Raw genomic sequence first — 21,408 nt, 5'->3', positions numbered from 1 at the left:
GCGATCTCAGATCCGCGATCTCAGATCCGCGAAATCAGAACCTCGAAAACGTCCAGAGTCTGAAGAAGTCGATGCCCACTTGGGGCGGGGTCTGCTGGAAGGTGCGGCTGATCCCCAGCCGTCCGCAGGCTTGGGCGCTGGAGCCTGGCTCGACGCCAGCGGACACGGAGAGCCCTCCCTCGAAGCGCCGCTCCACCTTGACCCCCAGTCCCTGCGCAAACAGCGAGAGGGCGTCGCCGCTGCCGCCGCCGTTTTGCGGGGCCAGGCCGCAGAGGCCGGTGCTGAAGGTGAGGAACGTGTTCCGCGCCACCTGTCCGCCCACGCCAACACGGGTGGAGGCCAGGATGCCCAGCCCGTTCTGACGCAGGTTGGCGGCATCCCCGGGATTCAGCGCAGTGGGTTCCACCTGCACCACATCAAAGCGCCCGCCCGCCAGACGGCTCGACAGATACGACCCCGCCAACCGCAGCGCCAACGTCGCGCCCTGCTCAGCATAGGTGCTGCCGAGCACCGTATACGCCGGTTCGCCCGTCACCAGATAGCTCAGCATGTCGCTTTCCGGCAGCGGCGGATTGTCGGCACTGGTGAGCGCTAACGTGGGGCGATCCACGGTCCCCCCGATGTTCACCCGAATGCGCACGTTCTGCTGATTCGAATTCGCCCGCGTTTCGCGAATGGTGTGCAGCGCCGCAATGTCCAACGTGGGCGTGAGCTCCGGATCGCCAAAGAACCGCACCAGCCCGCGCTCCACCTCAAAGCTGGGGCGCGCCAGCCCGAGGTTGAGCTGGTAGGTGCCACGCTCCACCGTGAGCGAATCCGACAGGGCCAACTGCGCCCCCGCGCCATTGCGGGAGAGGGCCCGCGTGACCCGCAGCTGTCCGCCAAGTTTCAGGTTGGCTTCCGGCGAACGCAGCCACACGTCATCCCCGATACCAATGCGCACGTTGTCCAACTGCAGATTCCGCATGAGCATGTTGGGGGCATTGGGGAGCAGCGCGTTCATGGCCAGTCGGGTGGTGTCCACCAGATCGAGGTTGTCGCTCAGATCGAGCGCCCGACGCTGCGTGAGCTGGCTGATGTACACGCGACCACGATCGACGCGCACCGCCCCACGCAGGCGCGCCGCGTCGCTGGAGCCGGTGAGGGTGATGGGCGTGGTGGTGGTCAACGTCAGCGTGGCCGAACGCGCCTTGTCTACCGCGAGGAAGTTGTTGGCCGCCAGCCGCAGGTTGAACGTCGGGTTGTCGATTTCCGTGATCCCAATGACCCCCGAGATCCCAAGTGTATCGGTGGCCGCGCCACTCACCGCTCCGAAACGACGGACGAGAATACTGTCCCCCGTCAGTCCGATATCGGCGGTCGCATTTTCCAGGCGAATACCGAGATTCTCCAGCGAGAGCGCCGCCCCATCCATGCGCACCTGCCCGCGGAGCCGCGGGCGCTTCCACGTGCCGGTGAGTTGCACATCCGTTTCCAGCGTTCCACGCGCCCGCGTGATATCGGGGAACAGCGCTTCGAGCAGCGTGAGATCGGTGCGATTGGCCTGAATACGACCCGTGAGCGGCTCGTCGATGGTGCGCGTGCTGCGACTGGCCAGCGCCAGATCCATGGGCAACGACGCGGTGGCAGTGAGGGCGGGGGTATTGTTTACACGCAGGGCGCCATTCAACGAGAGCCGCAACGAGTCGTAGTGCGCCGACGCTGTCAGCTCTCCCAGTCGAACCCGTCCCGCCACCGCGTCCTGCAGCATAATGGTGCCGTCCATGCGTGGCTGCTCGCGCGTGCCACTCACCACAGCCTGTGCGGTCATGGTGCCCTTGGCCAAGCCGGAGCGTCGCAACAAGCGCCCAACATCCCCCAGTGGCACGGCGGTCGCGTCCAAGCGACCACTGACAATTCCGTTCTGGGCCAATTGCCCAGTCAGCGAGAGCCGTCCGGTATCGGTGTGCTGCAGCACCAGCGAATCCAGCATTCCTTCCCCGTTGGTCAACAGCCGCAGCGTACTGGGACCGGCCAGCAGGAATCCGCGGGGGCGCGCACTGGCACTGTCCACGCGCACGGTGAGCGTATCGATCCTCACATCAGTGGAGTCGCCACGTCGGGATACGCCGCCGGCCAGCGCAATCCGCGACTCCGACGGCGTGCGCAACGAGAAGAGGAAGCGATCGGCCAGTCCGCCGCGCAACGTGGACCGCGCGGACGCCGACGCCACATCGATGCCGGCCACGTACGCCGAGTCGGCAGAGGCCGTGAGCAAACCATTGGCGCCGCGCAGCACATCCTTCACGTTGAGATCGAAGGCGGCACGCACACTGCGCGAACTGGCCACGACGAGATCTCGGAAGTCGCCTCGCGCATCGAGATCCATGCCGTCGGTATCGAGCGTGTCGATGGATCCGAAGAGTGACCCGGTGAGCTCCATCGTCCCCCGCAACGTATCGGCGGGGAGGATAAACGCTTTCTTGGTGGAATCCGACGGTGACAACCAGGGTCGCAGCCCGCCCAGCGAATCGACCAGCACCGAAAAGCGCAGCGAGTCGCGCTTGCTGCGATCGAGGCCGACCCCGCCACGGACCACCATCCGCAGGGCGGAACTCTCCACCGTCAGCGTATCCACGCGCGCCACGCCGGCGTCGAACCGAATGGATGCACTCCCGCCAAACACGCGCGCATCGGCGATGCGCGAGAACTGGTCAATGGTGGCGGTGAGCGGCCCCTTGATCGTGCTATTGATGAATTCGCCCATGGCGTCTACCTCGCCAAGCAGGTCCACCGTCCCCGTCATGTTGAGCGTGGACGTGGGCATGGCGCTGGTACCGAAGAGCGCCTGCAAATTGCCGCCACGAACGCGCCACGTGCCCGTTGCCCCCATAGCCGGCTCCAACGCATCGGCCACCCCGGTAAAGCTCAACTCGCCCCCTTCTCCGGAGAGCGTGGTTTGCAGATCAAACTTTTCGGCCATGCCCTTGGCCTGAATCCGTCCCACCGCGCTGCCCCGCAGCGGCATGTTGGGATACGAGTTGGAGAGCGTGGTGTACGACAGGGGCAACGCCTGGAGATCCACATCAAAGAGCACCCCTTCCGGCACCAGCGTATACCGGCCAGCACCGGTAAAGCGGGACGGCTGTCCCGGTCCGTCCACGAGCTCCAGGTCCGCGTCGCGGAACCAGGCATCGTACCAGAGTGAATCCAGTCGGACCGTCCCGCGGGCAAAGCCGTTCAACTCGGCGAACACCGGGTTCACGTAACGCGGTGTGCGGAAATCCAGATAGTCGATCCGGAGATCGAGGCCTTTGAGAATGGCCTCGGCAGGCTGAAAAATGTTGAGCGCACCGGCCGCCCGTCCGCGGGACACCGCGCCCGGCACATGGGCATCGCTGAAGACCAGCTGCGCATCATCCAGCGTCCAGTCGGTCACGTAGCCGCCACGCGCCACCACCTTGCCGCGCACCTCGCCGCGCCAGTCATACGGGAAGGGCTCACCGTTGAACCACTTCAGGAGATCCGTGTGCGCTGGCTCCAGATCAAGATTCACATTGGTGAGTCGTGTGACAAACCCACCAACGCCCCACGTCATGTTGCCCCGGATGCGCGACTTGAGCGATCGCGCATCCATGTTGGTGATGGCGTACTCAATGATGTTGAGGTTGTCCGGATCATTGCGCATGGTGAGGGAGGCCTTCCCGCCGCCCGTGTGCGGCACGGTTTCGTCAATCCATGCCAGATCACTGAGCGCCACCGTGTCCAGTTGCAGGCGCACATCATAGCGGACCGGGAGATTACTCCCCCACACAATCTTGGCGGTTCCGCGAGCCTTGCTGCGCGGCAAATCGAACTTGGCGCTGTCCACCCACAGCGAGTCGCCCAGTCGTCGGAAATCGCCCGACAGGTCCTTGAACCAGAAGGGGGGATAGATCCACATGACGTCCAGCCGCCGCATGGGGATGCGCATGCCGGCGCTGTCGGGGTGCGCAAGACGTGTGCGTCCCATGGCCACATTGCCGCGCACGAACCGATAGATGCGCACCAGGCGGCCGTCCTCTCGGCGCACCTCCCCATCCAATCGCCCGAGATTGTAGGCGAGCGCGCTGTCGCGCTTGGCGCCCTTGAGAGAATCGGGGAGCTGCCACGGCAGATGCATGACAAATGTGGCTTCGTGCAGCGACACCGTATCAATCACGATGTATTTGCCAAAACGACTGGTGCTCGGCGCTTTTTTCTTGCCGCGATTGCGCTGCAGCGCCCGTCGCCAGTTCCAGTCGTCCTTGCCGTAGTCCACGAGATTGATGATCGGACGCGTGACATCAAGTGACGTGATCGCGATGCGGGCGTCGAGCAAGTCACGAGGATCGAACTGCACCCGAATGGGGCCGGTACTCAGGAACGGAGTACCATCGGGGGCACGGACATCCACCGAATCAATGGTGATGTCGTTGAACAGATTGCCCCCCACCTTGCCCACGTACAACCGTCCCGGCAGCGCTGCGCGTGCCAGCGGCAACACGGTGCGCAAAATGAGCGCCCGGCCGCTGTCGGTTTGCGTGAGGGACACGATGCCGCCCACCACGGCCACCAGCAGTGAGAGCAACACTGCGGCCGTACCCAGCACAATGGTGCGTCGGCGCGGCGTCATACGGAGTGCCCGGGGCGTGGAGTCATCAGAACGCCTGCCCAATCCAGATGCTGGGATTGAGACGTCCGAACAACCCGGTGCGACGCGACGGCCGATACGTGGAGGGACAGCTGCCCGACAGCTGCACCGGGGGTTGTCCGTTTACGGTGGCCCCCGTCACGGTGAGCGTATTGCCCGGGCTCACGCAATACAACGGCGCAATGCCTTCCTGAAGCGGCGCGTTGAAATACGCAGCCCCGGCGGGTAGCGCATACGGATTGTAGGCAAGGTCGATGCGAATGGCGCCAAACGGAGAGGCGACACGCACACCAAAGCCCGGCGTGATCTTGATCAGTGGCCCGTCGGCACGCAGCGACGCCCCCCGCGCCCCCGATCCGCGATTCCACAAACGTCCGGCATCAGCAAAGGCGGCCAGCTCAAGCAGTTTGGGCAACACCGGACTCGCCCACTGCGCCTCGAGATTACCCACCACCAGTGTGTTGCCACCCGTGGGGACCACCCGTTCGGCCACGCTCTGCTCGTCGGCCCGGAAGTACGTCGCCCCGTCTTCGTCAATCGTGCTATACCCGCTCACGATGTACACCGCTGGCCCCAACTCATTCTGGCGGAAGCCGCGCACCGTGGTGGGGCCACCGGCGTAGAGACGCTCTTGCGGCGGAATAAAACTGCCCACGCCATTGCCACTGCCGCGTCCCTGCACGATACCGGCCCGCACATGGGCGGTAATGGTGGCACCGGCCACCTGCCGATACCACGAGGCATCGCCGGTCGCGCGGTTGAACTGTTGGGTCTGATCGGAGCCAATGAGCGTACTGGCATGCCGGACGGTCGCCCGCACAATGGTGCCGCCGGTGGGCCGCAACGGATCATTCACGCGCTGCCGAGACAGCGAGAATTCCAGCGCAGCCAGTCGGTTGTTGCGCTGCAGAAAGTTGCGCAGATCCGCGTCGCAGGCGTTGAACACGGCGCAGAAAAACGCCGGCTCCGCCTCGGTACGTCCCAGCTCCAGCTGATACGACAGCGTACTCGGGGTGTTTGGCGACGGGCGGAAGGCAAAGGGGTCGGAGAGCGAGAACACCCCACCAATGGGAGTGCGTCGCAAATACGCCTTGTACTCCGACAGGGTGCTGCTGAACAACGTGAGCGACGGCACCCGCGCCTGATTGGCGCGCACGGGCTGCCGCAACGTCATGGAGGTGTAGTAGTTGAGCGTGCGACTGTACGGGTCGCTGCGGGCCTGCCCCTGACAAAAATCGTCGGCGCCATCGAGCGGCGCCCCAAGACCAATCTTGCTCACCCGCGCCGTGAGCTCGAGACGCTGCGCATACGGGAGAAAATCCCGGTCGGTGAGCGAGCCCTGGGCGCGGAAACAGTCGAGCGTGGCCCACCCCAGCCCACCGCGCGCGGCATACCGGTCGCCCTGCACCAGCCGCGCCGTGAGATTCACCACGGTATCGCCTGGAGGCTGCACACTGTCCGGCTGCAACTCCACCCGCTGAAAGGCGTCGGTCTGATAGAGATTCCGCTGCGCGTCGATGATCTGGCGCACCGAATACCAGTCGCCACCGCGCAACGCCATCGTGCGGCGAATCATGGCATCGGACACGTACCGGGGCCCATTGCTCGTATCCACATCAATGGCGATGCGCCCCACGCGGGCCCGTGCACCGGGAACCACGGTCACTTCCACGTCAGCAGTGCGACGCGCCGTATTGGTGGTGTAGGCCAGCAGTGCTTCGGCCTGCGGCCACCCCAGGTTGCGCAATCGCCGCACGAGGGTGTCGCGCCCAGCTTCGAGGGCGCTGCGGTCAAAGAGCCCTCCCACACGCAGCGGGAAATCGCGCGCCGCCCCTTCCAAGTCGGGATCCCGTTCCACCCCGCGCATGCCGAAGCCCGACACCCGCATGGGCTCCCCTTCACGAATGGTGAAGGTGATATCGATCACCAACGGCTTCACCGTCTGCACGGTGGTGTCCACCTTCACATCGGGGTAGCCACGACGGCGGTAGAGCGTCTCCAGACGCTGCACATCCCGGGCAAACTCCACCGGATCGAGGCAGCGGCGGGTGCCAAGCAACGGGACACCCGGTAGTGTTGACGGGGTGGTGGCAACTGTCGCAGCCAGCACCGAGGCGGGATATTCGCGATTGCCGGCGAAGCGGAGCGCCCGCACCTCACGATCACCACGTTCACAGGAGAGATCCTGCGCGGCGAGCGGAGTGGCGGCAACGGACGCGCCGTAGACGACGGCAGCAGTGAGGAGATGGACGAATAATCGCACGTTCTATAGCCTACAAAGCTCAACCGACACGCTCACCCCGTCAACCACAACATGCGCACCAATTCGCGCTCAGTTTTTCTTTCGGTCGCTCGCACCCACCTGCTGAGCCTCTCGGCCTGCATCGCGCCCTTGGCGCTGAGCGCCTGCCGGCAGGCGGACTCTTCGCCCGATCGTCACGCGATTGTGGACTCGCGCGATTGGTCCGACCCGGTGTCACTCGACCCCGCACGGGCCCCGGACGTTCCCAGCGGCCGTGCCGTGGCGTACCTCTTCGACGGACTGACCCGCTTCACCCCCGGCGGTCAGGTGGAACCCGGCCTGGCGACTTCGTGGGACGTTTCACCGGACGGACTCGTCTACACGTTCCATGTGCGCCGCGGTGTCCGCTTTCACGACGGCACCCCGCTCGTGGCGCGCCATGTGGTGCAGTCGTTCACGCGCGTGCTCAACCCGGCCACCAAGGCGGGAACGGTGTGGCCGCTCTATCCCATTGCGGGCGCCCGCGCGATGGCCGATGCCAAGGGGACGTCGCTGGGGGTAACGGCTCCCGACGACAGCACGGTGGTCATCACGCTCACGGAACCGCTGGCCATCTTCCCCAAACTGCTGGCCATGCCGGTAGCCTCCATTGTACCCGACAGTGTGGGGGCTGATTTCAGCGAAAAGCCCATTGGCACCGGACCGTGGACGCTCGTGGAGTGGAAGCACGACGACTACCTCAAGTTCGCCCGCAACGCGTCGTACTTTGACGGCGCGCCCAGCGTGGACACGCTCATTGCCCGCATCATTCCCGAACCGTCCACGGCGGTGGCGGAGTTTGAAGCGGGCACGGTGGACCTGCTGTACGTGCCGGAAGATCAGACCCGCGAGTGGGAAAACACGGACGAAAAGAAGGGCGCCCTGGTGAGCGCGCCCGCGCTGCGTCTCTGGTACATGGGCGTCAACACCACGCGCGGCCCGCTCAAGGATGTGCGGGTGCGGCAGGCCATCGCGCACGCACTCGATGTGCCAACGCTGCTGGAGCAGCTGCTTGCCGGTCGCGGCACCGTGGCCAACGGCGTCATTCCGCCATCGCTCGAAGGGGCCAACACCAGTCGCGCGCCGCACGCGTACGACACGCTGGCGGCGAAGAAGCTTCTCGCCGAGGCGGGCTATCCCAACGGCGTGGAGCTGGAGCTGTGGAGCTCCCAGACCAACCCGTGGCCGCGACTCGCGCAAACGATTCAGGCCTACCTGGGTGTGGTGGGGATCCGCATCAAACTCGTGCAGCGCGATGCGCCCAGCATGCGTGCCGCCGCGCGCGCGGGCCAGACCGACCTCGTGGTCAAGGATTGGTATGCCGACTATCCCGACGCCGAAAACTTTCTGTATCCCCTACTGCACAGCGCCAACGTGGGCGCCGGCGGCAACGTGTCGTTCTTCCAGGACAGCACCTTTGACCGCCTCGTCACCGCCTCACGACGCGAAGCCGATGCCGTGAAGCGGGCCGCCCTGTACCAGTCGGCCGACTCCGTGGCGCACGCACAGGTGGCGATGATTCCGTTGTTCTTCTACAACGAGGTGTACGCCGTGCAGCCGTGGATCAAAGGCTTCGAGGTCCCGGTCATCTTCAACGGGCAGCGCTGGACCACGGTTCGATTGGGCGCCGGGAAGTAACAGCAGTAACGGCGTCATGGGTCATGGGTTATCGGGTTACCGAATAAGGGCGGGGAAAACGGGGACGGCCGCTGTTCCAGCGGCGGCCGTGTGGGGCACATCCGAGCGGAGGCAACTGCTCGGACTTCTCATGGTCGTGGTTATCTCGACACTCTCACACTCGATATCCATCGCCCCTCGATAGTCGCAACGCTCACACATCCACGTCTGGCAGTCTCCAGACGACAGACGGCAGTCTGGTAGTCTCAGGAGGCACGGGCGGTTACACTTTGGGTATGCTCGCCTTGCTCGCCCGCCGTCTTATGCTCTCCGTGCCCACGCTGGCTGGGGTGCTGGTGGTCGTGTTCCTGCTGCTCTATGTCGCGCCGGGTGATCCCGTGCAGGCCATGGTTGGTGAGCGGGCCGATGCGGCCACCATGGCGCGCTTGCGGGCAGAGCTCAAACTCGATGCGCCGTTACCGGTCCAGTTTGCGAACTATGCCGGCAACATTCTGCGGGGCGATCTGGGGCGGTCGTACATCACCAATCGCCCCATCGTGACCGACATTGCCGAGCGCTTTCCGCGCACGATGCTGCTCGCCGGCGCGGCCATGCTGCTCGCCACGATCACCGGAGTCACCCTCGGCGTGCTCGCCGCGGTGCGCCCCAACGGGTGGTTTGACCGACTCGCGCTGGCCAGCACGTATCTGGGCATCTCCTTTCCGGTGTATTGGATAGGGCTGCTGCTCATTCTGCTCTTCGCCGTCACCCTGCGCTGGCTTCCGGCCTCAGGCTATGGCCGCATAGAGTTTCTCGTACTCCCCGCGCTGGCGTTGGGTTCACGCAGCATTGCCTACCTCGCGCGCGTCACCCGCTCGTCCATGCTGGACGTACTGGGCGCCGACTTCGTGCGCACCGCACGCGCCAAAGGACTCACCGAACGCGCAGTCGTTGTTCGGCATGCGCTGCGCAACGCGCTCATTCCCGTCGTGACCGTTATTGGTCTCGACTTCGGCGCGTATCTCACCGGCAGCATTCTCACTGAAACGATCTTCAGCTGGCCCGGGATCGGCCGCTATGTCGTGATGGCCATTTCCCGGCGCGACCTCCCCGCCGTGCAAGGCTCGGTGCTCTTTCTGTCGCTGGTGTTCGTGCTCGTGAACCTGCTAACGGACATGGCGTACCGAAAAGTTGATCCGCGTGTCCGGTAGCCTCTTCCAGTGCATTGGACAGCGTCAACAGCACCACAGAACTCAGTCGTCTTTCTGCCCGAAGATCGCGAGATTCGACGAGTGCCCCGGTGCCACCTTTTTGTCCGGGTAGACATGGTGCACGGCCTGGTTCACGGCGATGGACGCCTCGGCAAAACCGGCCGCGATGAGCTTGAGCTTGCCGGGGTACGTGGTGATGTCACCACAGGCGTACACCCCCTTGCGGCCGGTCTCCATCATGGTGGTGACCACGATCTCATCCTTCGCGAGATTCATGTCCCACTCGAGCAGCGCCCCGAGATCGGAGACGTAGCCCAGCATGGGCAGAATGACGTCGCAGGGAATGTCCTTTGACGTCTTGGCCTTCACGTCCTTGAGGGTCACACCGGTAATGGTGTCGGTGCCCTGAATGGCTTCGAGCTCATGGAACGTGAACACGTTCACTCGCCCATCACCAAGCGCGGCAGCGGCCTGCACTTCCGACACGGTCGCAGCGTGCGCGCGGAACCGGTCGCTGCGATGCACGAGCGTGACGCTCTTGGCTTTGTCACGCAGCTGCGCGCACCAGTCAAACGCCGAGTCGCCGCCTCCAATGATCAGCACATCCTTGCCGCGGAACTCCTCCGGGTTGGACACCAGCGCGTGCACTCCACGACCGTACCACGGTTCGGCGCACGCCTGCGGCAATTTGCGCGGGCTGAAGGCGCCAATGCCCGCCGCAATGATGACCGCCCGCGTGGGAAACCGATCGGTGTCCGTGACCAGCACGAGATGGTCGTCGTGCTCCTCGAGACCCACGACGCGCTGCCCCAGGTGCGCGGGAATGCCCTTCTCCTGATGGAACTGGGCCGCCTGTTCAGTGAGGTTCCGCACGAGATCCTTGGCCAGTACCCGCGGGAAACCCGCCACATCAAAGATGTATTTTTCCGGGTACAGCGCCGTGAGCTGCCCCCCCAGTTCGGGGAGCGCGTCAACGATTTGCGCCGTGGCGCCGCGCATGCCGGCGTAAAACAGGGCGAAGATCCCCGTGGGGCCGCCGCCAATGATGGTCAGGTCCTTGATCTCGTGGGTCGTCATGGCTCCAAAAGTACACAAAAGACGGGCGTTTCCGTAGATCGCACGCCGTGATCCTCCACTCCCCGGGGGACCCGCTTATTATGCGGAATGAAGATCTACACCCGCTCCGGCGACGAAGGCGCCACAGCCCTGTTTGGCGGTGGCCGCGTTGGCAAAGACCATCCCCGCGTTGACGCGTACGGCGACGTCGACGAGCTCAATGCCTCATTGGGGATGGCGCGTTCCATTCAGATGATTCCGCGCATCGACGAGGTCCTCGTGCCCGTGCAGCGCGACCTCTTCGCCATTGGGGCACTGCTGGCCACCCCCGATCTCGAAAAGATGCGCGACCATCTCACCAAGGCGCGCATCGACGAGCAGCGCATTGATGAACTGGAGAAGGCGATCGACGCCTGCGAACAGGAGCTCGAGCCGCTGCGCAGCTTCATCATCCCCGGGGGAACCCCCAAGGCGGCCGCCCTGCACGTGGCGCGCACGGTGTGTCGCCGGGCCGAACGGCGCGTGGTGCACCTGGCCAGTGAAGTGGAGCTGCCCCACCTCGTGGTCATCTATCTCAATCGCCTGTCGGATCTGCTGTTCATGCTGGCCCGGGTGGCCAACAAGCGGGCCGGCGCCGGCGAAGTGACCTGGTAGGGCGTACGCCGTGACCACTCGGCGGCCCGTGCCCCTGCCCCTCCCACTCGGGTACCCCGTGTACTGTGAGGCAGGGGTACTGGCGCGGGTGGGCGACATCACCCGTGAAGTGGCCCCCTCCCACCGGGTAGCCATCATCTCCGACGACGCGGTGGCGCCATTGCACGCGGCGGCCATCGTGGCGCAGTTCCCTGCCGCCAGCACCCAGCTGTTTACCATCCCGGCCGGCGAACAGGAAAAAACCCGCGAGCGCTGGGGCCAACTCACCGACGCGCTGGTGGCCTGGGGCGCTGGCCGAGATACCACGGTCATTGCGCTGGGCGGGGGCGTGGTGGGCGACCTCGCCGGCTTTGTGGCCGCGACCTATATGCGCGGCCTCCCGGTGGTGCAGGTGCCCACCACCCTGCTGGCCATGGTTGACGCATCCGTGGGTGGCAAAACCGCCGTGGATACACCGGCCGGCAAGAACCTCGTGGGGGCGTTTCACAATCCCGTGGCGGTGGTGATGGACCCCACCGTGTTGGCCACATTGCCTCCCGCCGTGCTGCGCAGCGGCATGGCCGAGATGTTCAAGCACGGCATCATTGCCGACGCCAGCTACTTCGATCAGCTGCTCCAGGCCCTCCCTGCCATTCAGGAGCAGGGCGCTCACGCGCCGGAAATGTCCGCACTCATTGCGGCCAGTGTGCACATCAAGGCCGACGTGGTCGCCGAGGACACCCGGGAAGGAGGGCTGCGGCAGATCCTCAATTTCGGTCACACCATCGCGCACGCCATCGAGAAGGTGCAGCACTACGACATGCTGCACGGCGATGCGGTGGCCATGGGGATGGTGACCGAAGCCAGATTGGCCGAGCTCACCGGGCTGGCATCCCATGGCCTCGCGCTGGCCGTGCGCGACGCTCTCGAGCGCGCCGGGCTTCCGGTCCAACTGCCTCCCGGCATTCGCCTCGTGGATATCGTGGCCGAGACCCACGGCGACAAAAAAGCGCGCAGCGGCGCCGCCCGCTACGCGCTGCCACGATCGATCGGCGAAATGGAACCGGCCGAAGGAAAGTGGGCCCTACCCGTCCACGACGACCTCGTTGTGACTGCGTTGAGAGAACAGATCTGAGTTCTCAGATTCGCGATGCCGAGGTGCGAGCGTTGCGAGTCGCGAGGGGCGATGGATATCGAGTGTGAGAGGGTCGAGACAACCACGACAATGAGAAGTGCGGGTGCTGGCGTCGGCGCGGGAAGTGCCCCTCACCGACGCCGCTGGAACAGCGGTCGTCCCCGCTTCTACCGCAGTTACTCGGTCACCCGATAACCCATAACCCATAACGCCGTTTCCATCCCACCTCTCAACTCACAACACTCTGACCTCTCCGTCAGGCCTCGGCCGTCTCAGATCTCAGACGTTTGACCGGCGGCGGCGGGCGACGAAGCCGAGGGCCAGCAGTCCCGCGCCCATGAGGGCATAGGTCGAGGGCTCCGGGACGGTGGACACGACTCCACCGGCCGTGGCCGATACCGAGATGTTGTCGAGATGGTCGCCGTAGGTGTTGGACGGGCCGATACCACGGAACACGATCTTCGTGTTGTTGCTGGTCGCCGTGAACGACGTCTGGTACGTCACCCACTGGTACTGCCCGGGGTCGGCGTTGGTGATCTGTGGTGTGGTGAAGATGCTGTTGCTCGGATTATGGCCACCAATGAGCACTTCCAGCTGGCTGTACTGGGTTTTCAATGAGCGGTGGGCCGCCGAGAAGGTGACCGTGTAGTGCTGGCCCGCCACGGTGGACAGATACTGCCAGATGCTCGTGTTGCCGATGTTCGAATCGAGCTCGAGATGGGCAACTCCATCCTTCGAGGTGAAGCCATTGAAGCCGTTCGACCACCGTTCAAACTTGTTGCCGGACGTCACGGACCAACCGGGAAGGGTGCTCAGGAACTGATAGTTGGGACCCGCGCTCGGGCCCGGATTCTCAAAGCTGCAGTTCGAGACCAGGTTGCCCGCCATCGTGGTGCACGACTGGGCCCCGGCGGTGGTGGCAAAGGAGGCCGAGGCAGCGGTGGCGAGAACCAGCAGGGTGCGGAGACGACGCATGGGAGTGACCGAATGGGTGAAAAGTTGGGTTTGATGATCCCATGTTCATGTATTGTGCCACATGATTTGACTCGCCACCCACGACGGTCTCTGCGCGGGCGGCGTCACAGAACAGCACCCTGGCTGATGTGAATGACCCGCTAGTCGTTACAAATAGTTCATGATTGATGCGAAAGACACCTCGCGTGAAAGCAGAGCACGCTGGACGCTGCCACGAAAAAAGCGAGGGGTACGTCCTATAGGTGCGCTGCGCCGGCGCAACACCCTGTTGGGACAAACCGCTTGTCCACAGCAATTCCTAGCAGACTGATCGGAAATTTCTGTCCTAAAAATCACACAAATGTCGGTACACTGTCGCCAGACTGACTTTATTCGTCACTTACTCAAAATTTTCATTGACCGTCCAGACTGCGACCGTTATCGTGGCGTTCCCACCCAGTTCCGGGCCGTCCCCAGGCCTTACTTCTGTACCATGTCGGCGAGGGCGTATGCAGGCAGCAGCTGCGACCAGGACTTCCGAGACCCGCTCCAAGGGGTTCTTCCGTTCCGCTCCTTCCACGGCCTTCGACCAGTATCTCCACGATATTCAGAAGCTCCCGCTGATCACCGATGCGGCTGAAGAGCGCCGCCTCGCTCGCCTCGCCCAGAAGGGCGACGAATCCGCAGCCGAACGGCTCGTGACGGCGAACCTCCGTTTCGTGATCAGCTACGTCAAGAAGTATCAGGGGCATGGCCTCGATCTCTCGGAGCTCGTCGCCATTGGCAACGAGGGGCTGCTCAAGGCGGTCCGCAAGTTCGATCCCGATCAGGGTGTCAAGTTCATCTCGTACGCCGTGTGGTGGGTGCGCCAGGCGGTGCTGAAGGCCCTGGCCGAGCAGACGCGCAGCGTACGCATCCCGCTCAACCAGAATTCGCAGCTCATTCGGATGGCGCGCGGCGAGATGGTGCTGAACCAGGTCCTCAATCGCGAGCCCACCGATGCCGAAATGGCCAAGTTGCTGGGCGAGCCCGTTGAGCAGGTGCGCAGCGCGCGCCAGATCAGCAGCACCGAGGTCTCCCTCGACGCGCCCATCGACCGTCAGGATCGGGAAGCCTCCACGCTTGGCGAGCGGTTCGCTGGCGAGACCCACGCCGACATCGAAGACGGCACGGACTTCCGTCTTATGCGCGAGTTCATCGACCGCGTCTTCCGGAAGTACCTCACGCCGCGCGAACGCAAGATTCTCTATCTGTACTACGGGCTCGATGAAGGGGCTGAAGCGATGACGCTCGAGCGCATTGGCGCACTCATGGGTGTCACCCGCGAACGCATTCGTCAGATTCGTGAACGGGCCTTCGAGAAGCTCCGTGAATCGCCCGACGGCAATGCCCTCGCTGGCTTCTGGGGTGCGGCGTAATCACCGAGCCGGAAGCTGACTCAGCCGTAAGGTGATCTACCGTTCACCACACGCACCTCGTTGTAAGAATTACCTCTCAGGAATACATTGCGAACGGTGGATACTCGGTGTCGCGGGTATCCACCGTTTGCTTCACCCCCGGAGGCGATGCATTGCCGCGAGTCTTGATTGTTGACGACGAACCAGGCATTCGCTTTGCGCTGAAGCGGTGGTTTGAGCGTCAGCAGTGGGCAGTCCTTGAAGCACAGGACGGACAAGCGGCGCTGGATCTGCTCTTGAGCAGTTCAGACGACACCGACGCCCGCATCGATGTGTGCGTGTGCGATCTGCATCTCCCCGTGATCACCGGCGAAGCCATTGTCCGTGCACTCATGGCCGAACGCCCTGCCCTCGCGATGCGGGTGCTGCTCACGACGGGTGACGCGGTGATTGATGCGGAACCGGGCAGTGTCTTGTCGGAACACCAGCATGTGCTGCAAAAGCCGTTTGATCTGGCCACGCTGAAGCAGGCGGTTGGGCGGATCTGTCCGCTCTAGGCACGTTACCCGGCACTTGGAACGCACACTCGCAACCCGGAACCGATCAGTTCCGGGTTTGGCGTATGGGTTACGGGTTGGAGTGAATCCGCCTATCACTCGCCCGCGCTCCGCTCGCTACTTTAGTCCCATGCGAGAGACCCTGTCCGCGATTGTTGGCCCCAAGTGGGTCAAGTCCCGTCATGCCGAGCTCGCGCCCTATGATGCCGACGGGCTGCCGGGATACCGGGCCACCCCTGCACTGGCGGTGTTCCCCGGCACGCGTGATGAACTCATTGCCGTGGTGCGCGCGCTTGCCGTCACTGGCACGGCGTGGGTCCCGCGCGGCGCCGGCACCGGATTGTCGGGCGGCTCGCTCGCCAACGACGTCGTGCTCATTGGGCTCAACCGCCTCACGCGCATCATTGATGTGGACCCGGTCAACCGGCTGGCCCGCGTAGAACCCGGCGTGGTGAACGCCCGACTCTCGCGGGAAACCACGCGCTATGGGTTGCAGTATGCCCCCGATCCGTCCAGCCAGACGGTGTGCACGATTGGCGGCAACGTAGCTGAAAACGCTGGTGGTCCCCATTGCCTCAAGTACGGCGTCACGCTCAATCACGTGTTGGAGTGCGAAGTGGTGCTCCCCGATGGGAGTGTCACACGGTTGGGTGGCGCGTACGGCGAAAGCGAGGGCTACGACCTGTTGGGGGCCTTTGTGGGGAGCGAAGGGTGCTTCGGCATTGCGACTGAAGTGACCGTGCGCCTGGTGCCACTCCCCGATGCGGTGCACACGCTGCTGGCTGATTTTTCGTCGGTCGCCGATGCGGCCCGCGCCGTGTCGCGCATTGTGGCCACCGGCATTGTGCCCGCCGCGTTGGAAATGATGGACAACGCCACCATTCGGTGCGTGGAGGCCAGCATCTACGCCGCCGGCTATCCGGTAGACGCCGCCGCTGTGCTGTTGTGCGAAGTAGATGGCATCGCCGCTGGCCTGGATGAAGACGTGGAGATCATTCGCGCCGCCTGTATGGAGAGCGGCGCGCGCGGCGTGACAGTGGCCACCGATGCCGCCGATCGCACCCGCTTGTGGCAGGGGCGCAAAAAAGCCTTTGGCGCCATGGGGCGACTGGCCCCGGCGCTGGTGGTGCAGGACGCCGTGGTGCCGCGCACCAAACTGCCCGCGGTGCTGGCCGCCATTGATGCCATTGCCACCGCCCACGATGTCCGTGTCTGCAACGTGTTTCATGCTGGCGACGGCAATCTGCACCCCAACATTCCGTACAACGCCACCAACGCCGACGAAAGCGCACGGGTGCACGCGGCCATGTCGGAGATCATGCTGGCCTGCATCGCCGCCGGTGGCACCATTACCGGCGAGCACGGCGTGGGGCTCGACAAACTGCCGTACATGGAATCGCTCTTCGACGCCGCCTCGCTCGACAGCATGTGCCGCGTGCGCAGCGTTTTTGATCCGGATCGGCGGGCGAATCCGGGGAAAGTCGTTCCGGTGCATGCGTGTCGGGAATGGCACGGCACAGCTTCCGTACGGCGGGCGCAGTAATGGCGAACCTCGTGACCGTGGAACCGATGGCACGGAGGCATCCGAGGCATCCGAGGCATCCAAGAACGACAGAATCTTGCAGCCTTTTCCAACCAACCCTTGGAGTAGGCGTTGTTGCCTTGGATGCCTTTGATGCCTCCGTGCGATCTGTTCAACCCATCTCGCAGTCAGCACCACTTTCAGCGCCGCGCACGGAGCAATGAAGCGCATAAGCGAGCTGGCCCAGCAAATAGGCGACACCCAGGAACCGCTGCGCATCGAAGGCAGTGGTACCTGGCTGGAGGGCGGCGGTCCCTGGGCGCCCGCGCAGCCGCTCCCCACGCGCCATCTGCGCGGCGTGGTGGAATACGAACCGGGCGACCTGGTGATCACGGTGGGCGCCGGCACCACGCTCGAGGAGCTGAGCGCGATTACCGGGGAACACGCCCAGATGCTGGCGCTGGCGCCCTATGGCGACACCACGGCCACCGTGGGGGCGGCCGTCGCGACGGCGTCGTACGGCCCGCTCACGTACGGCGACTACACCATGCGCGACCTCGTGCTGGGGCTGCAGGTCATCACCGGTGCGGGAGACATCACGCGGGTAGGTGGTCGTGTGGTGAAGAATGTGGCCGGCTTCGATCTGGTCCGGCTGCACACGGGCGCCTATGGCACCCTGGGCGTGATTACTGAAGTGAGTCTGCGCCTGCACGCCAGCCCGGCGCTCGACGACATCTACATGGGCACCGTGCCCAATGCCGCGGTGGGTGGCGTGGACGATCTCATTCCGCGCATTGTGGCGCAACGAGCGCCGCTACCCATGCTCCTGCGTTTCGCTCCAGACACCGCGCCGCAACTGTGGGCGCGTGTCTCCGGCAACGCCGCACGCGCCGCCGCGCTGCTGCAGCTCGTGCGGTCGTTTGGCGTGGAGCCCCCCTCGGTCATGGCCCCCTCGTCGGTACACGAGTCGCTGCGACACACCCCCGCCAACACGGTGGTGCTGCGCGCGCGCACCCACAGGTCCGACGCGGTCCCGTTTGTGAGGGCGGCACTCGACGCCTTCCCACTGGCGACGCTGCTCTACGATCCGGCACACGGTTCGCTCCGCGTGATCGTGCCGGCGCACGCGGCCGGCGCCGTGGAGCGGGATATCGCGACCTGGTACCGCCTCGCCGCCGCCGGTGGGGCCATGCACACCATGTCCGTCGTGATGGACCAGGGACGGCACACCACCACGCCGCGCATCCCGCTGGATGACGGGGTAAAACGCGCCCTCGATCCGCGCGATCTGCTCAACCGGCTCGCGCCGGTGCAAGCCACCTCACTCGCTCACCCCGACGTCTGACCATGGCCACGGTGACTTCCGCATCTCCTGCCATTGGCACCCCGGCGTGTGCCCTGCCCGGCTCTCCGTTGCAGCAGGCCGCTGCCGGACTGGATGCCTGTGTGCACTGCGGCTTCTGCCTGCAGGCGTGTCCTACGTACGTCAATCTCGAAGACGAAAACGATTCCCCGCGCGGGCGACTCGTGCTCATGCGACGGATGCTCGACGGCGAGATTGCGCTCGACGATCGCGATGCCGGGCGGCACATCGACCGCTGCCTGGGCTGCCGAGCATGCGAAACCGCCTGCCCCAGCGGCGTGCCGTACGGCGAACTGCTGGAGGCCACGCGCGCAACGATGGCACCAGTACGCGGCACCCCACTAGTGGCCCGTCTGGTGCTCTGGGTGTTTCAGCATCATCTGCTGCTGCGCACGGCGCTCGCCGCCGCGCGCCTCGTTCGCGCCACAGGGCTTCCCCGCCTGCTCGCCCCCGTCGTCCCGCGGCGGCTGGGATTCCCGTTGGCCATGCTGGCGTCTACCAGCCCCCATGTGGCACGCCGTACCACAACGCGCGCCGCCACCAACGGCACGCCGGTGACGTTGCTGGAAGGGTGCGTGATGTCCGGGCTTTTTGCCCACGTCAACGAGGCCACGACCTCGGCACTGAATCACAACGGCTTCACCCCGTGCACCACCAGCGGGCAACGGTGCTGCGGGGCGCTGCACGCACACGCCGGGGATCTCGAGGGCGCCCGCGCCCTCGCCCGACAAAACATTGACGCGTTTGCCGCCCACCCGTCAGCGCTCGTCGTGGTGAACGCCGCCGGGTGCGGGGCCATGCTCAAGCAATACGGGCACCTGTTGCACGACGACCCGGCCTACGCCACACGAGCCCAGGAGCTGGCGGCCCGCACCCGCGACGTGAGCGAATTGCTGGCCAGCGCCGGACCGCGGCGCGGCACGCGCACCATGGATAGGCGGGTCACCCACGATCCCCCGTGCCATCAAATGCACGCCCAACGCATCGTGCAGCCGCCGCTGCAGCTGCTGGGCGCCGTCCCCGGGCTTGATCTCATTCCGCTCGAAGACGCCGACCAGTGCTGCGGCTCGGCCGGCATTTACAATCTCGTTGAGCCCGATACCTCCGACGCCGTGCTCGCCCCCAAACTGGCGCGCATCAAGGAGAGCCACGCCGAACTGCTCGCCAGCGGGAACCCGGGATGCCTCATGCAAATCGGCGCCGGCCTGCTGCTGGAGAGGTCAGAGGTGAGAGTCGTGCACCCGGTCGAACTCCTTGCGGCGTCGTATGAATGAGATGGGAGATTGGCGAGGTGAGACTCATGAAGGGAGAGGGTGAGATTGAAACGGCGTCATGGGTTATGGGTTATTGGGTTACCGGGTAACTGCGGGTAGAGGCGGCTAACCCAGCGGCGTCGGTGTGGGGTACATCCGCGCGGAGGCAACTGCTCGGACCTCTCACCATCGTGGTTGTCTCGACGCTCTCACACTCGATATCCATCGCCCCTCTCGACTCGCAACGCTCTCACCTCCCCGTCCCGCCTCGGCAGTCCTGGATCTCAGATGCCGGACGCCAGAGGCGAGGGGGTCTGGCCTTATCGCCCGCTCTGGCCTATTCTCGCCTCATGCGCTCTCCCGTCTCAACTCTCCTGTGCACACTGCTGCTGGCCGCCGCCGTGCCGGCGTCCGCCCAGAGCCCCGTGCGGGCACGCGTGCGTGGCGAGGTGCTGGACAGCGTGCGCTCCCGCATGCTGACCGGCGCCACGGTGCAGCTGGTCTCGGCCGACAGCGCGACCAGCGGGCGCATTTTGGCCGGGGTCACCAATCTGCAGGGCGTCTTTCAGATTGAGGATGTGCCTGCCGGGGTGTATCTCGTCGGCTTCCTGCACCCGTTTCTCGACAGCCTGGGTATTGAAAGCAGCCTGCTGCGCGTGGAAGTCGCCTCGGACGAGCCGCTGATGGTCAAGTTGGCCACCCCGTCGGCCAGCACCCTGATCGAAGCGCGCTGTGGTGCTCCGTCTCCGGAGTTGCCACGCGGCATGTACTTCGGCACTGTACGCCTCGCCAATGGCGCATCCATTGGCACTCCCGCACGGGTGCGGGCGCAATACAACACCAACCGCGTCACACCGCAGGGGCTGGAGCGCGTCCCCAACGTGCGCATTGCTACCAGCACCCCCGAAGGCACGTTCGCTGTATGCGGCGTCCCACCGAATGGAGCCATTACCGTGCGCGGCTTTGCCGGGGCCGACAGCAGTGGCTTCGTGGAGTTGCCGGTGCCAGGCAATGGGCTGCTGCTGCGCGATCTGTTCATTGGGTCCGCCACGCGCGCGCAGGTCAGGGGCAATCGCGTGACCAGCGTGCTGACAGGCAAGGCCACGTTACGCGGGGTGGCGCGCAACCAGACCGGGCAACCCGTGAACGGGGCACGCGTCACCGTGTGGGGCACCGGCGTTGAGGCCACGGCAAACAGCGCGGGGCAATATCAGTTCGCCAATCTGCCCGAAGGCAGCTACACCGTGGAAGCGCGCGCGGTAGGCTTTCAGCCGCACCGGGTGTCGGTAGATCTGGGGGCCAACCGAGACGCGGTTGCCGATCTGGCGCTCACACCGCTGGTCACCACGGTGGACACGTTGCGTGTGCGTGCCAACCGGGCCGTACCGCTCGAAGAATTTGAACGACGTCGCAAACTGGGCTTCGGACATTTCCTCACCGAAGAGGACATCAAGCGGAAAGCGCCGATCTATATGGGCGACGTCTTCCGTGGCCTGCCGGGCATCGTCACCATGCCGGGTCAGTTCGGTCGCGACCGCGTGCTGGTACGCAGCAGCGGAATCACTGGCGACTGCGCCCCGGCCATTTTCCTGAACGGCATGCTGGTGAACATCGAGGACGGTGACCTCGACAACATCATCAACCCCAAGGATGTGCGCGCCGTGGAACTCTACGCTCGCACGTCCAGCATTCCGTTGCAGTTCCAGACCCGCAATGGCTGTGGCTCCGCCGTCATCTGGACCGGTGCGCGTATGGACGACCCGCCGGTGAAGAAGTAG

The 21,408-nt window shown here is 64.8% G+C and carries 14 protein-coding genes; 10 read left to right on the top strand and 4 right to left on the bottom strand.

Features of this window, described 5'->3' with window-relative positions; translation table 11 throughout:
* Positions 1 to 34: 34 nt before the first annotated feature.
* Together GEMMAAP_RS03910 and GEMMAAP_RS03905 are read right to left on the bottom strand one after the other, a co-directional pair.
* Positions 35 to 4,633, bottom strand: coding sequence for a translocation/assembly module TamB domain-containing protein (locus tag GEMMAAP_RS03910; RefSeq protein ID WP_043581090.1), 4,599 nt, complete (start codon positions 4,631 to 4,633; stop codon positions 35 to 37).
* A 25-nt stretch (positions 4,634 to 4,658) separates the two neighbouring features.
* The gene (locus GEMMAAP_RS03905; RefSeq protein ID WP_026850162.1) at positions 4,659 to 6,914 is read right to left on the bottom strand and encodes a BamA/OMP85 family outer membrane protein; all 2,256 of its coding nucleotides are present in this window, start codon (positions 6,912 to 6,914) and stop codon (positions 4,659 to 4,661) included.
* Positions 6,915 to 6,965: 51 nt separating this feature from the next.
* Here GEMMAAP_RS03905 and GEMMAAP_RS03900 point away from each other — a divergent pair, with 51 nt between their 5' ends.
* Together GEMMAAP_RS03900 and GEMMAAP_RS03895 are read left to right on the top strand one after the other, a co-directional pair.
* On the top strand, positions 6,966 to 8,570 hold the full coding sequence (locus GEMMAAP_RS03900) for an ABC transporter substrate-binding protein (RefSeq protein WP_026850163.1): 1,605 nt from the start codon (positions 6,966 to 6,968) through the stop codon (positions 8,568 to 8,570).
* Positions 8,571 to 8,845: 275 nt separating this feature from the next.
* Entirely contained in the window at positions 8,846 to 9,760 is a 915-nt protein-coding gene (locus tag GEMMAAP_RS03895; protein WP_026850164.1) for an ABC transporter permease, read from the top strand.
* 42 nt (positions 9,761 to 9,802) lie between these two features.
* Here GEMMAAP_RS03895 and GEMMAAP_RS03890 read toward each other — a convergent pair whose 3' ends face one another.
* Positions 9,803 to 10,837: an NAD(P)/FAD-dependent oxidoreductase gene (locus GEMMAAP_RS03890; RefSeq protein ID WP_026850165.1), complete on the bottom strand. Its 1,035-nt coding sequence runs from the start codon at positions 10,835 to 10,837 to the stop codon at positions 9,803 to 9,805.
* An 87-nt stretch (positions 10,838 to 10,924) separates the two neighbouring features.
* Between GEMMAAP_RS03890 and GEMMAAP_RS03885 the strand changes: the two genes are divergently transcribed.
* Together GEMMAAP_RS03885 and aroB are read left to right on the top strand one after the other, a co-directional pair.
* On the top strand, positions 10,925 to 11,470 hold the full coding sequence (locus GEMMAAP_RS03885; protein ID WP_026850166.1) for a cob(I)yrinic acid a,c-diamide adenosyltransferase: 546 nt from the start codon (positions 10,925 to 10,927) through the stop codon (positions 11,468 to 11,470).
* Positions 11,471 to 11,498: 28 nt separating this feature from the next.
* A complete protein-coding gene (gene aroB / locus GEMMAAP_RS03880; protein WP_075071416.1) occupies positions 11,499 to 12,584 on the top strand; it encodes a 3-dehydroquinate synthase in 1,086 nt (361 codons plus the stop codon).
* A gap of 279 nt (positions 12,585 to 12,863) precedes the next feature.
* Here the strand turns inward: aroB and GEMMAAP_RS03875 are convergent, their stop codons facing one another.
* Complete coding sequence (locus GEMMAAP_RS03875) at positions 12,864 to 13,559, bottom strand: DUF642 domain-containing protein (RefSeq protein ID WP_026850167.1); 696 nt, start codon at positions 13,557 to 13,559, stop codon at positions 12,864 to 12,866.
* 488 nt (positions 13,560 to 14,047) lie between these two features.
* Here GEMMAAP_RS03875 and GEMMAAP_RS03870 point away from each other — a divergent pair, with 488 nt between their 5' ends.
* From GEMMAAP_RS03870 to GEMMAAP_RS03845, 6 genes are all read left to right on the top strand, one after another.
* Entirely contained in the window at positions 14,048 to 14,956 is a 909-nt protein-coding gene (locus tag GEMMAAP_RS03870) for a sigma-70 family RNA polymerase sigma factor (RefSeq protein ID WP_053334291.1), read from the top strand.
* 164 nt (positions 14,957 to 15,120) lie between these two features.
* Entirely contained in the window at positions 15,121 to 15,492 is a 372-nt protein-coding gene (locus tag GEMMAAP_RS03865; protein ID WP_026850168.1) for a response regulator, read from the top strand.
* A gap of 130 nt (positions 15,493 to 15,622) precedes the next feature.
* Positions 15,623 to 17,035, top strand: a complete 1,413-nt coding sequence (locus GEMMAAP_RS03860) for an FAD-binding oxidoreductase (RefSeq protein WP_043581093.1) — start codon at positions 15,623 to 15,625, stop codon at positions 17,033 to 17,035.
* Between the two features lie 199 nt (positions 17,036 to 17,234).
* Complete coding sequence (locus GEMMAAP_RS03855) at positions 17,235 to 18,359, top strand: FAD-binding oxidoreductase (RefSeq protein WP_053334292.1); 1,125 nt, start codon at positions 17,235 to 17,237, stop codon at positions 18,357 to 18,359.
* Positions 18,360 to 18,370: 11 nt separating this feature from the next.
* Entirely contained in the window at positions 18,371 to 19,651 is a 1,281-nt protein-coding gene (locus GEMMAAP_RS03850) for a (Fe-S)-binding protein (protein ID WP_158514723.1), read from the top strand.
* Between the two features lie 329 nt (positions 19,652 to 19,980).
* A complete protein-coding gene (locus GEMMAAP_RS03845) occupies positions 19,981 to 21,408 on the top strand; it encodes a carboxypeptidase regulatory-like domain-containing protein (RefSeq protein ID WP_026850170.1) in 1,428 nt (475 codons plus the stop codon).

The sequence above is a fragment of the Gemmatimonas phototrophica genome (genome assembly GCF_000695095.2).
GTDB lineage: Bacteria > Gemmatimonadota > Gemmatimonadetes > Gemmatimonadales > Gemmatimonadaceae > Gemmatimonas > Gemmatimonas phototrophica.
Note: the sequence above shows the minus strand (reverse complement) of the source record. Positions and strands in the feature narration are given on the sequence as shown.